General features: G+C 70.2%; 11 protein-coding genes. 5 read left to right on the top strand and 6 right to left on the bottom strand.

Translation table 11 applies throughout. The features are described 5' to 3' along the window. The coding region (locus KS423_RS24820; protein WP_224281957.1) for a LuxR C-terminal-related transcriptional regulator at nt 1–872 on the top strand (872 nt) is incomplete at its 5' end. Beyond that, nucleotides 865–1,146, top strand: a complete 282-nt coding sequence (locus tag KS423_RS24815) for a hypothetical protein (RefSeq protein ID WP_224281955.1) — start codon at nt 865–867, stop codon at nt 1,144–1,146. The genes KS423_RS24820 and KS423_RS24815, both read left to right, overlap by 8 nt. A gap of 39 nt (nt 1,147–1,185) precedes the next feature. Here KS423_RS24815 and KS423_RS24810 read toward each other — a convergent pair whose 3' ends face one another. Continuing rightward, nucleotides 1,186–1,803 carry a hypothetical protein gene (locus KS423_RS24810; RefSeq protein ID WP_051709310.1) on the bottom strand — a complete coding sequence of 206 codons (618 nt, stop codon included), beginning with the start codon at nt 1,801–1,803 and terminating at the stop codon, nt 1,186–1,188. 231 nt (nt 1,804–2,034) lie between these two features. Here KS423_RS24810 and KS423_RS24805 point away from each other — a divergent pair, with 231 nt between their 5' ends. Then, nucleotides 2,035–2,298: a hypothetical protein gene (locus KS423_RS24805; protein ID WP_224281953.1), complete on the top strand. Its 264-nt coding sequence runs from the start codon at nt 2,035–2,037 to the stop codon at nt 2,296–2,298. 131 nt (nt 2,299–2,429) lie between these two features. Here KS423_RS24805 and KS423_RS24800 read toward each other — a convergent pair whose 3' ends face one another. From KS423_RS24800 to dnaK, 5 genes are all read right to left on the bottom strand, one after another. Then, nucleotides 2,430–3,431: a helix-turn-helix domain-containing protein gene (locus KS423_RS24800; RefSeq protein ID WP_224281951.1), complete on the bottom strand. Its 1,002-nt coding sequence runs from the start codon at nt 3,429–3,431 to the stop codon at nt 2,430–2,432. A gap of 191 nt (nt 3,432–3,622) precedes the next feature. Continuing rightward, a complete protein-coding gene (locus KS423_RS24795; protein WP_224281949.1) occupies nt 3,623–4,153 on the bottom strand; it encodes a heat shock protein transcriptional repressor HspR in 531 nt (176 codons plus the stop codon). Nucleotides 4,154–4,160: 7 nt separating this feature from the next. Continuing rightward, nucleotides 4,161–5,321: a molecular chaperone DnaJ gene (dnaJ, locus tag KS423_RS24790; RefSeq protein WP_224281947.1), complete on the bottom strand. Its 1,161-nt coding sequence runs from the start codon at nt 5,319–5,321 to the stop codon at nt 4,161–4,163. A 232-nt stretch (nt 5,322–5,553) separates the two neighbouring features. Beyond that, nucleotides 5,554–6,174 carry a nucleotide exchange factor GrpE gene (gene grpE / locus KS423_RS24785; RefSeq protein WP_224281946.1) on the bottom strand — a complete coding sequence of 207 codons (621 nt, stop codon included), beginning with the start codon at nt 6,172–6,174 and terminating at the stop codon, nt 5,554–5,556. Continuing rightward, a complete protein-coding gene (dnaK, locus tag KS423_RS24780) occupies nt 6,171–8,012 on the bottom strand; it encodes a molecular chaperone DnaK (protein WP_224281945.1) in 1,842 nt (613 codons plus the stop codon). The genes grpE and dnaK overlap by 4 nt, the downstream gene beginning before the upstream one ends. 308 nt (nt 8,013–8,320) lie before the next feature. Here dnaK and KS423_RS24775 point away from each other — a divergent pair, with 308 nt between their 5' ends. Both KS423_RS24775 and KS423_RS24770 read left to right on the top strand, forming a co-directional pair. Continuing rightward, on the top strand, nt 8,321–10,546 hold the full coding sequence (locus KS423_RS24775) for a (Fe-S)-binding protein (protein ID WP_224281944.1): 2,226 nt from the start codon (nt 8,321–8,323) through the stop codon (nt 10,544–10,546). Nucleotides 10,547–10,886: 340 nt separating this feature from the next. Further along, nucleotides 10,887–12,020: sugar phosphate nucleotidyltransferase (locus tag KS423_RS24770; RefSeq protein WP_224281943.1), on the top strand; the 1,134-nt coding region annotated here is incomplete at its 3' end.

The raw sequence follows: 12,020 nt of genomic DNA, 5'->3' as shown, positions 1-12,020 counted from the left end.
GCCCCGCCCTGGCCGCCCTCGTGGCCCGCGGCCTGCTCACCCCCACCGCCACCGGCTGGACCGCCGCCGGCCCGCGCGCCCTCGGCGACCGGCTCGGCCTCGAACTGCGCACCCGCGCCATCCGCCTGCTGCAGCACGCCGAACGGCTCCCGGGCACCCTCGGGCCGCTGGCCCGCGCCTACGACGCGGCCCGCCACCCGGGCTCCCCGCCCGTCGACCTCGGGGCCGCCGGGCCAGGGGCCGTCGGTTCCGGGGCCGGCACCGTAGACGACACCGCCGAGGTCCGCAGGCGGGTCAGCCAGCTCGTCTCGGAGTGCCGGGAGGAGGTCCTGGCCGCCCAGCCCGGACCGCGTCCGCTCGAAGGCCTGCGGATGGCCCTCGCCCAGGACCTCTCACTGCTCCGCCGAGGCTGCTCGCTGCGCACCGTCTACCAGCCCGTCACCCTCGCCGACCCCGCGGTGCGGGACCAGGTCGCCCTGCGCACCGGACAGGGCGCCCAGGTTCGGGTCCTCGCCGAACCGTACGAGCGGGTGCTGGTCTTCGATCGCGCGGTGGCCGTCATCCCCGCCGCCGAGGACCGCAGCCGGGCCGTCTTCCTCACCGACCCCACCACCGTCGCCTACCTGGTCGCCCAGTTCGAACGCGACTGGGCCCGTGCCGCTCCCGCCGGGCGACACCTCGACCCGCCGTCCGTCACCACCGTGCGGATCGGCCGGCTGCTCGCCCGCGGCCTCACCCAACGGGCCGTCGCCACCCGGCTGGGCGTGAGCGAACGCACCGTCGCCGCCCACATCTCCCGGCTGCGCGACCGCTACGGCGCCCACACCCTCTTCCACCTCGGCTGGCAGCTCCGGGGAGAACGCCATGACTGACACCCCCGCCACCCGGCTCTCCGCCACGCTCCAGGACGCCGCCGCCCGTGCCCTCCACCCCGCCGTCCTGCGCGAGGGCGGCCGGGTCCGGGCGGCCGAGGTCGGTGCGGAGGACGAGCCGGCGCTCCGGCAACCGGTGGACCTCGGGCTGCTGGTACCGCAGTTGCAGGACGCGGCGTACAGGGCCTGGGCGAGCGGACGGTGGCCGGTCAGATCGCCCGGCTGCGGGAGCCGTACGACGCGGAGACGCTGTTCCGGTCGGGCCGGCGGATGAGGGAATTCCGGACGGGGGAGTCCGGTGGGTAGCCGCGGCTCAGCCGGTGGCGGCGCCGGTCGGCCAGTAGCCGGGGACCGGGGGCTGCTGCCGGGGGACGTTGAACTGCTCGCCGGGGGCGGTCCAGAAGCCCTCGCGCAGGGAGAGCGCCATGCCGGCCCAGTCCAGCGCGGTCTCGACCGTGTGGTTGAGGGCCTCCTGCGACCAGGTGTCGTCGAAGACCAGCGGCAGGACGGGGGCGACCTGCTCGATGGTGGCGATCAGCGGGTTGTGGGTGATGGCCTCGTCGACCAGGAGGACGATCGGCTTGCGCAGCGCCGACGCCCAGCCGAGCTCCAGGCTCACGCCGGCCGAGAGCGGGGCCCCGACGTAGGCGAACACGAGGTCGGCGGACTGGAGGGCGCGGAAGTCGGAGGGGACGCGGGGCTCCGGCGCGCGACCGGAGATGGTCCAGGCGTCGCTGTGGTGCGCGCTGTACACGGCGGCACCGCTGCGGAGCAGGGTGGTGCGGAGCGTCGTCAGCCGCGTCCGGCTGGCGAGGGTCACCACGCTGTCGGCCGGCCCGGTCAGTCGCATCAGCGGGGCGGCCAGGAACACACGTGCACGCCGACCCTCAGGGGCCTGGCTGTCGTGGTGACGCAGGTAGGGCTCGGTCATGTCGACTCCGGGGAAAGGCCGACCGGGTTAGGAAGTGGTGCCGGCAGGCGTTGAGAGTGGTTGCTTCTTCAAGTTGTCCGGTGCCCTGCTATGGTCAAATTGACAGTACAGCAACAGAATTGGCGGTTGATGCTGGACTATCGGGGGCGAACTGATCGTCCATCGGTGGCCCCTGCCCCGTCCAGGGCTTCCCGGTGTCATGTGACTGCCTGGCAGGGAGATGACGCGTTCGTGGGTGTGCAGGTATTGGCAGGCTCGTACACCCTGCGGCAACATGTGGTCGGTAAGTTTGCCGTGATGCTGCGTTCGAAGCAGATGACAGAAGGGGTGGGTATGTCTCACTTGTGCCGTTTCGTCCGTAAGGCGGTTCTGCCTCTGGTTGTCGGCGCGGCTGCACTGCTGGGCGGATGCCTCGCGACCGACCAGGTGCATGGCGCGCCCGATTCCTCGGCCGTTGCCTCCGTCGCCGTGCTCGACGACATCAGCTGGGGCTAGTCGCGCGTCGGGCGGATCCGAACCCGGGGCCGCCTGTCGAGCGGCTTCGGCCGCAGCCCATGGATTCGTATACGGAGTGTCTGGGCGTGTCCCGACCCGGCACAGGCTGACGCTACTGGTGCGAGCCGGCCCTACGGCCGTTTCCCGCCGGCGGATTCGGCCTGCGCGAGCGCGTACCCGAGTTGGAACAAGGAGTCCACACCGTGCTCCTCGCGCATCTCGGCGATGTGGCGTGCCAGGGTGCGTTCGCTGATTCCCAGGCGTCTCGCGATGACTCTGTGGTTGGTTCCCGCCAGCAACAGATCGATGATCGTCTGGCGAAGCCGTGAGACCACCTGCTGGGGGACGGCGCGGTCCCCGTCGAAGTCCAGCGCGCGACTCCAGCTCGGTTCGAACACCTGCTCGGCGAGATAGCTCGCCACGGCCGGTTCGTGGATGAACGCCGCCATGTTCAAGTCGTGCGCCACCGGGATGACGGCGATTTTCCGGTCTATGACGATGAGGCGGGTATAGGGCTCGTCGAGGGTCCTGTACTGCCCGCCGGCTTTGGCCAGGCGCGCCACGTAGTCCCGAGTGGGCTGGTGGTAGCGCGTGCTGGCGTGGTAGATCGTCCGTATCTCTGTGCCATTGCCCAGCATGGCGAGGTCCCGGTCGATCACCGAAGCCAATAGTTCGGGAGGTCTCGGTCCCCCCGGTTGAAGCGCCAGGGCTTCTTTTGTGCCCGCGTCGGCGTACTGCTGCATCTTCTGATTTATCAGCACTTTTCCATGGACATACTCGATTGAGCCGCCACCCTGCCCGGGGGTGTGGAACTCCTGGGCAAGTTCGCTCAATTCGGCGGGCAGTGCGACGGACCGGGAAAGAAGGTCGAGCGCCTGCCGCTGCCATGCGTTGCTGAGGCTCTCCGAGAGCTGGGTCGGGTCGATGGCAACCAGGTGGTCCGTTCCATCGAGGTCCGGGACCAGAAGTCCTATTCGGATCAATTCGTCCTGCGGGCCCGACTCCTCCGGGGCTGCGGCGACCTGTGGCGTGCGGCCACCGGCGCTGACGATTCGCAAGAAGAGCGCACGGGCTTCCGCCGAGAGTATCGGTGCCCCACTCGCGATGGGGCCGAGTTGAGCTCGTCCACTCATGTCGGCTCCTTGCCGTTGACCCAAACCCGCCGGGACCCGTTCCCTCAGATCCTAGGGCGCGTGACCATTGCTGACGATGAGATCGCCGCTCCTCCTGAGCCGGGCCGATCGCCGGATCGACACTCTCTCACCGCACGGCGGCCGCCGGCACCCCCCGAGAGGAGGGGCCGGCGGCCGGTGGAGTGGTCCCGTCAGCGCTTGGGGCGCCAGACGACCAGGGCGCTGGACTGGGGGGTGGGGGGCTGGTAGGGGACGAGGTCGCGGCGGTAGGAGGCGTGGACGGCGGCCTCCCGCTGCCGGAGGGCGGTGGCGGCGCCCTCCAGGGAGTCGACCAGTTCCGCGACGCGGGACTGGAGGGCGGTGACCTGGTTCTCCAGCTCGATGATCCGCTTGATGCCCGCCAGGTTGATGCCCTCGTCCTGGGAGAGCCGCTGGACCTCGCGCAGCTGCTGGATGTCGCGCGCGGAGTAGCGGCGGCCGCGGCCGGCGGTGCGGTCGGGGCAGACCAGACCGAGGCGGTCGTACTGACGCAGGGTCTGCGGGTGCAGGCCGGACAGTTCGGCGGCCACGGAGATGACGTACACCGGGGTGTCCTCGGTGAGGACGTACTGCGGTGGGGCCGCGGCGGCCCGGCGGGTGCGGCGGGGGCCGGCGCCGGGCAGGCCCTCGCCGACGCCGGGGCCGATCGGGGTGTCGGGGTCGATCGGGTTCATCGGGGACATCTGGTCGTCACGCTCCCTTCGCCGCCCGGAAGAGGGCGGCTCGCGGATCGTCGGAGGCGGTGGCCTCGCGGTACTGCTCCAGGGCGTTCAGCGCGTCACCGGTGACGTGCTGGGGCACCACGACCTCGACGGTGACGAGGAGGTCGCCGCGGGTGCCGTCCTTGCGGGTGGCACCCTTGCCGCGGGCGCGCATGGTGAGGCCGTTGGCGCTGCCCGGGGGGAGCTTGAGCTTCACGGACGGACCGTTCAGCGTGGGCACCTCGATGGTGGCGCCGAGCGCCGCCTCGGGGAAGGCGACCGGGACGGTGACGGTGAGGTTGTCGCCCTTGCGCCCGAAGACCGGGTGCGGGTCGACGTGCACGGTGACGTAGAGGTCGCCGGGCTGCCCGCCGCGCTCGCCCTGGGCGCCCTTGCCCTTGAGCCGGATGCGCTGGTCGGCCTGGACGCCGGCCGGTATCCGGACCTGCATGGTGCGGGCCGAGCTGGCTCGGCCGCTGCCGTGGCAGTCGGGGCAGGGGTCGTCGACGATCATTCCCCGGCCGCGGCAGTCCTTGCACGGCTCGGAGAGCGCGAAGGCGCCCTGGCCGCGGCTGACGGTGCCCGCGCCGACGCAGGTCGGACAGACCCGCGGCGTGGTGCCGGACTTGGCGCCGGTGCCGTTGCAACCGCGGCAGGGGGCCTGGCTGGTCATCCGCAGCGGGACGGTCGCGCCGTCCACCGCCTCCTCGAAGGAGAGCGTCACCTCGGTCTCGACGTCGGCGCCGCGCCGGGGCTGGGCCTGCCGGGTGCCGCCGCGGTTGAAGAGGCCACCGAAGACGTCGCCGATGCCGCCGCCACCGCTGCCGCCCTGGCTGCCGCTGAAGAGGTCGCCGAAGTCGAAGCTGTAGCTGCCGGTGCCGCCGGGGCCGCCGCCGGCCCGGAAGCCGCCGTTGGCGAAGAGGCTGCGGGCCTCGTCGTACTCCTTGCGGCGCTTCTCGTCGGAGAGGACGTCGTACGCCTCGGAGATGTCCTTGAACCGCTCCTCGGCCTTGGAGTCACCCTTGTTGGCGTCGGGGTGGAACTCGCGCGCGAGCTTGCGGTAGGTCTTCTTGATCTCGGTGGCGGTGGCGTCCTTGGGCACGCCGAGGACCTTGTAGTAGTCCTTCTCCACGTAGTCCTTACCGCTCATGCGTCCACCTCGCTGCGCGCGGCAGCCGCTGAGCGGTACACGCGCCCCTCAATGGTTCTCCCCCAGCCTTCGGCAGGGGGGACCCCCATGCTGCGCTCGCTCACGGCTTCCGCCACCTCCCGAGTCCATCGTCACTGTGCTGTCAACAGCAACTGAAAGAAGAGCCGTTGACAGCGCGCTGCGGAGCCGGCCGCCGTACTGGCCGGCGTACGACTCCGCAGCGCACTGGTTGTCAGCTGTCCGAGCCACCGTCGGACTTGTCCGTGTCGGCGGACTTCGCCTCGGCGTCCGAGGAGGACGCCTGGCTGCCGGGCTGGGGCTCCGCGACGGCCACCATCGCCGGGCGGATGATCCGCTCGCCGATGCGGTAGCCGGGCTGGAGGATCTGCACGCAGGTGTCCTCGGTGACGTCCGAGGAGTAGCTGTGCATCAGCGCCTCGTGCATGGTCGGGTCGAAGGGCTCGCCCTCCTTGCCGAACTGCTGGAGGCCCAGCTTGGCGACGACCGTCTCCAGCGACTCGGCGACGGACTTGAAGCCGCCCGTGACCTCGCCGTGCTCGCGGGCGCGGCCGATGTCGTCCAGGACCGGGATCAGCGACTCCAGGATGTTGGAGACGGCGATCTCGCGGACGGTCAGCCGGTCGCGCTCGACCCGCTTGCGGTAGTTCTGGTACTCGGCCTGGAGGCGCTGGAGGTCACCGGTGCGCTCGGCGAGCTCGCGCTTGGCGGTGGCGAGGTCCTCCGAACCGGACTCGCCGGCACCGGCCGCGGCGGCCTCCTCGGCAGCCTTGATCACGGCCTCCTCGGCGGCGGAGTCGTCGCCGGGCTTGCCGCCCTGCGGCTTGTCCGTCATGCCGCACCGCCCTTGGGCTTCTCGTCGTCCACGATCTCGGCGTCGACGACGTCGTCGTCCTTGGCCTGGGCGGAGTCCCCGGAGGCGGCGGCACCGGCGGGGGCGTCGGCGTTGGCGTACAGCGCCTGGCCGAGCTTCTGCGCGGTGGTGGAGACCTTCTCCGAGGCCTCGCGGATCTTCGCGATGTCCTCGCCCTTCAGGGCCTCCTTGAGCTCGCCGATGGCGGTCTCGACCTCGGTCTTGACGTCGCCCGGCAGCTTGTCGGCGTTGTCGGCGATGAACTTCTCGGTCGAGTAGACGAGCTGCTCGGCGGAGTTGCGGGTCTCCACGGCCTCGCGGCGCTTGTGGTCGTCCTCGGCGTACTGCTCGGCCTCGCGGCGCATGCGGTCGACCTCGTCCTTCGGCAGCGAGGAGCCGCCGGTGACGGTCATCTTCTGCTCCTTGCCGGTGCCGAGGTCCTTGGCACCGACGTGCATGATGCCGTTGGCGTCGATGTCGAAGGTGACCTCGATCTGCGGCAGGCCGCGCGGCGCCGGCGGCAGGCCGGTCAGCTCGAACATGCCGAGCTTCTTGTTGTACGCGGCGATCTCGCGCTCGCCCTGGTAGACCTGGATCTGCACGGACGGCTGGTTGTCCTCGGCCGTGGTGAAGATCTCGGAACGCTTGGTCGGGATCGTGGTGTTGCGCTCGATCAGCTTGGTCATGATGCCGCCCTTGGTCTCGATGCCGAGGGACAGCGGGGTGACGTCCAGGAGCAGGACGTCCTTGACCTCGCCCTTGAGGACACCGGCCTGGAGCGCGGCGCCGATGGCGACGACCTCGTCCGGGTTGACGCCCTTGTTGGCGTCCTGGCCGCCGGTCAGCTCCTTGACGAGCTCGGCGACGGCGGGCATGCGGGTCGAGCCACCGACCAGGACGACGTGGTCGATCTCGGAGAGCGAGATGCCCGCGTCCTTGATCACGTTGTGGAACGGGACCTTGCAGCGCTCCAGCAGGTCCGCGGTCAGCTGCTGGAACTGGGCGCGGGTGAGCTTCTCGTCCAGGTGCAGCGGGCCCTCGGCGGAGGCCGTGATGTAGGGCAGGTTGATCGAGGTCTCGGAGGACGAGGACAGCTCGATCTTCGCCTTCTCGGCAGCCTCGCGCAGACGCTGCAGGGCCATCTTGTCCTTGGACAGGTCGACGCCGTGGCCGGACTGGAAGACCTTGACCAGGTGGTCGACGACGCGCTGGTCCCAGTCGTCGCCGCCGAGGTGGTTGTCACCGTTGGTGGCCTTCACCTCGACGACCCCGTCGCCGATCTCCAGCAGGGAGACGTCGAAGGTGCCGCCGCCGAGGTCGAAGACCAGGATGGTCTGGTCGTCCTTGTCCAGGCCGTAGGCCAGGGCGGCCGCGGTGGGCTCGTTGACGATGCGCAGGACGTTGAGGCCCGCGATCTCACCGGCCTCCTTGGTGGCCTGGCGCTCCGAGTCGTTGAAGTACGCCGGGACGGTGATGACGGCGTCGGTGACGGTCTCGCCCAGGTAGGCCTCGGCGTCCCGCTTGAGCTTCTGCAGCACGAAGGCCGAGATCTGCTGGGGGTTGAAGTCCTTGCCGTCGATGTTGATCTTCCACCCGGTGCCCATGTGGCGCTTCACCGAGCGGATGGTGCGGTCGACGTTGGTGACCGCCTGGCGCTTGGCCACCTCGCCGACCAGGACCTCGCCGTTCTTGGCGAAGGCGACGACGGACGGCGTGGTCCGCGCGCCCTCGGCGTTCGTGATGACGGTGGGCTCGCCACCCTCCAGAACGCTGACGACCGAGTTCGTCGTACCGAGGTCGATGCCGACCGCGCGTGCCATCGTAGATACCTCCACGGAAGAGTTGAGCTTTACGGGCTCAAGGATGCACGACCCGGCGGGCGGCGTCAACAGGTATGAGTGCGAGCCGCTCAACTTTGCTGAGCTCGCCCGCTCCGGGTGGTCCACCACGCCGGGTGGGGGTGCGCCCACGTGACTGTCGCCATAGGTTGGGAATCTTCTGGAGAACTGTTGTCCACCGGTAATGTCCGGGCCGTCGGCCCGGCAAGTTACCGACCAGTACACTCAATCCGAAGACCGTAGAACCGCAGAGCCTGCTCAACCGCAAAGCCGCAGGAGACGGAGAGCCGATGCAGCTAGCAGCGATCGTCATCTCGCTGGTCACATTCGTGATCGGCACCGCGCTCGCCGCCCGTGCGGCGCTGTACATCTACAAGGTGGTCCGCACCGGTGCGCCGGACTCCACCCGCTTCGGGCAGCCCGCCCAGCGGGTGAAGACCGTCGCGACCGAGTTCGTCGGCCACACCAGGATGAACCGCTGGGGGATCGTCGGCGTCGCCCACTGGTTCGTCGCGGTCGGCTTCTTCAGCCTGGTGCTGACCATCGTCAACGCCTTCGGCCAGCTCTTCGACGCCGACTTCGCGCTGCCGATCATCGGCCACTGGATGATCTGGCAGCTCTTCGTCGAGCTGATCGGCACCCTGACCACGCTGGGCATCCTGGTCCTGATCGTGATCCGGCTGATGAGCCTGCCGTCCAGGTCCGGCCGCAAGTCCCGGTTCGCCGGCTCGATCGCCTGGCAGGCCTTCTACGTCGAGTACACGATCCTCGGCATCGGCCTGTGCATCCTGATGCTGCGCGCCCTGGAGGGCGCCCTCAACGGCGTCGACTCGTACGGGCCGGAGCACCTGGTCTCGTACCCGCTGGTCTCCGCGTTCAGCGGCCTGTCGCACGGCACGCTGGAGAACCTGATCTACCTGTTCGCGATGCTGAAGATCTGCATCTCGTTCGCGTGGGCGACCACCATCGGCCTCAACCCCTCGATGGGCGTGGCCTGGCACCGCTTCCTCGGCTTCTTCAACATCTACTTCAAGCGTGAGGAGGACGGCGGCACCGCGCTCGGCGCCCTCCGTCCGATGACCAGCAACGGTCAGCCGATCGACTTCGAGGACCCGGCCGAGGACGCCGTCTTCGGCGTCTCCCAGGTCGAGCACTTCTCCTGGAAGGGCATCCTCGACTTCTCCACCTGCACCGAGTGCGGCCGCTGCCAGTCGCAGTGCCCGGCCTGGAACACCGGCAAGCCGCTCTCCCCGAAGCTGCTGATCATGAGCCTGCGCGAGCACGCCTACGGCAAGGCGCCGTACCTGCTGGCCGGCGGCGGCAAGGACGCGGAGGGCGAGGAGAAGGCCACCTCCGAGCAGCTCAAGGACGTCCCGGCGGCCGCCCTGGCCGAGGCCGAGCGCCCGCTGATCGGCACCGCCGAGGAGAACGGCGTCATCGACCCGGACGTGCTGTGGTCCTGCACCACCTGCGGCGCCTGCGTCGAGCAGTGCCCGGTGGACATCGAGCACATCGACCACATCGTGGACATGCGCCGCTACCAGGTGATGATCGAGTCCTCGTTCCCGACCGAGGCCGGGACGATGCTCAAGAACCTGGAGAACAAGGGCAACCCGTGGGGCATGGCCACCAAGGCGCGCCTGGACTGGGTCAAGGAGCTCAAGAAGGAGACCGGCATCGAGGTGCCGGTGATCGGTGAGGACATCGACCCCGCCGAGGTCGAGTACCTCTACTGGGTCGGCTGCGCCGGCGCCCTGGAGGACCGCGCCAAGAAGACCACCAAGGCCTTCGCCGAGCTGCTGCACACCGCGGGCGTGAAGTTCGCGATCCTCGGCAAGGAGGAGTCCTGCACCGGTGACTCCGCCCGCCGCCTGGGCAACGAGTTCCTGTTCCAGATGCTCGGTGCGCAGAACGTGGAGACGCTGAACGCGGCCCTGGAGGACGCCCCGGTCAAGCGGATCGTGGCCACCTGCCCGCACTGCTTCAACACCATCGCCAACGAGTACCCGCAGCTGGGCGGCCACTTCGAGGTCATCCACCACACCCAGCTGCTCCAGCACCTCATCGACGAGGGCAAGCTCGTCCCGGTCCACCCGGTCGAGGGCCTGATCACCTACCACGACCCCTGCTACCTGGGCCGCCACAACAAGGTCTACACGCCGCCGCGCGCGATCATGGACAAGGTCCCCGGCCTGCGCCAGCAGGAGATGCACCGGCACAAGGAGCGCGGCTTCTGCTGCGGCGCCGGCGGTGCCCGGATGTGGATGGAGGAGCGCATCGGCAAGCGGATCAACACCGAGCGCGTGGACGAGGCGCTGTCGCTCAACCCGGACATCGTCTCCACCGCCTGCCCGTTCTGCCTGGTGATGCTCTCCGACTCGGTCAACGGCAAGAAGAACGAGGGCGCGGCCAAGGAGCACCTGAAGGTGGTCGACGTGGCCCAGCTGCTGCTCGACTCGGTGAAGGCCCTCCCGCCGGCCGAGAGCGAGGAGCAGCCCGCGACGGTGGACGCGTAGCGACCGCCGCAGAGCCCGCTGTTCGACAGTTCTGCTACAACTGCCCGGCCCGGTGGTCGCCGTGAACGCGACCGCCGGGCCTGGGCTTTCGGGTGGCTCGCACGGCCCGCTCCGGTACGGCCGGCGCACGGGGGCGTGGCGGCAATCGCACAGGTGCCGGACGGGTATTCGGTCGGAAGCAAATACAGTAGGCCCGGACCGGCCTCGTGCCGGTCGACCCGTTCCGGACGGAAGCCCCGGGCGGGTGGCGACCCGCGCCGGCCGGACGGGTCCAGACCGACGACGAGGTGTCGGCCCGCCGGGCCGGGCCGCAGAGACCACAAGGGGAACAGCGCAGACCATGACCGAGGCAATCATGCTGGTCGGTGGTAAGGGCACGCGACTGCGTCCGCTGACCACCCACACCCCCAAGCCGATGCTGCCGGTGGCAGGTGTCCCGTTCATCGCGCACCAGTTGGCCCGCGCGGCCGCCGCCGGCGTCACCCGCGTCGTGCTGGCCACCTCGTACCTGGCCGAGGTGTTCGAGGACCACTTCCAGGACGGCACGCCGTACGGCATCGAGCTGGTCTACCTGACCGAGCGCGAGCCGCTGGGCACCGGCGGAGCCATCCGCAACGCGGCCTCCGGCCTGACCTGCGGTCCGGACGAGCCGGTCCTGGTCTTCAACGGCGACATCCTCTCCGGCGTCGACATCGCCGCCCTGCGCGACGGCCACGTGGCCGCCGGGGCCGACGTCACCCTGCACCTGACCCGGGTCGAGGACCCGCGCGCCTTCGGCCTCGTCCCGACCGACGAGGACGGGCGGGTGCTGGAGTTCCTGGAGAAGCCGGAGACCCCGGAGCAGATCGTCACCGACCAGATCAACGCCGGCTGCTACGTCTTCACCCGGTCCGTGATCGACCGCATCCCGGCCGGCCGGGAGGTGTCCGTCGAGCGCGAGACCTTCCCCGAGCTGCTGGCCACCGGCGCGCTGCTGCGCGGCGTCGTCGACACCTCGTACTGGCTGGATCTGGGCACCCCGGCGGCCTTCGTCCGCGGCTCGGCCGACCTGGTGCTCGGCAAGGTCGACTCCCCGGCCGTCCCCGGCCCGACCGGCGATGCCCTGCTGCTGCCCGGTGCCACCGTCCACCCGGGCGCGGTGCTCAGCGGTGGCACCGTGGTCTCCGAGGACGCGGTGGTCGAGGCCGGCGCGATCGTCGAGGGCAGCGTGATCCTGCCGGGTGCGGTGATCGGCCCGGACGCCCTGGTCAAGGACTCGATCGTGGGCGCCTTCGCCACCGTCGGCGACCGTTCGGCGCTGGACGGCGCGGTGATCGGCGACGGCGCGATCGTGGAGTCGGACAACGAGCTGCCGAACGGCATCCGGATCGCCTGCGGCACCCTGCTGCCGGTCGGCGCCGTCCGCACCTCGGCCGGGCCGGGCGGCTGCCCGGCCGGCACCAGCGCGGCCGCGGCGGTGCACGGGCCGTCGATC

Source organism: Streptomyces sp. LS1784 (assembly GCF_020103755.1).
GTDB lineage: Bacteria > Actinomycetota > Actinomycetes > Streptomycetales > Streptomycetaceae > Kitasatospora.
Note: the sequence above shows the minus strand (reverse complement) of the source record. Positions and strands in the feature narration are given on the sequence as shown.

Coding starts and splice junctions, on each gene's coding strand:
- KS423_RS24815 (WP_224281955.1), top strand. CDS start 865: ATGACTGACACCCCCGCCACCCGGCTCTCCGCCACGCTCCAGGACGCC.
- KS423_RS24810 (WP_051709310.1), bottom strand. CDS start 1,803: ATGACCGAGCCCTACCTGCGTCACCACGACAGCCAGGCCCCTGAGGGT.
- KS423_RS24800 (WP_224281951.1), bottom strand. CDS start 3,431: ATGAGTGGACGAGCTCAACTCGGCCCCATCGCGAGTGGGGCACCGATA.
- KS423_RS24795 (WP_224281949.1), bottom strand. CDS start 4,153: ATGTCCCCGATGAACCCGATCGACCCCGACACCCCGATCGGCCCCGGC.
- dnaJ (WP_224281947.1), bottom strand. CDS start 5,321: ATGAGCGGTAAGGACTACGTGGAGAAGGACTACTACAAGGTCCTCGGC.
- grpE (WP_224281946.1), bottom strand. CDS start 6,174: ATGACGGACAAGCCGCAGGGCGGCAAGCCCGGCGACGACTCCGCCGCC.
- dnaK (WP_224281945.1), bottom strand. CDS start 8,012: ATGGCACGCGCGGTCGGCATCGACCTCGGTACGACGAACTCGGTCGTC.
- KS423_RS24775 (WP_224281944.1), top strand. CDS start 8,321: ATGCAGCTAGCAGCGATCGTCATCTCGCTGGTCACATTCGTGATCGGC.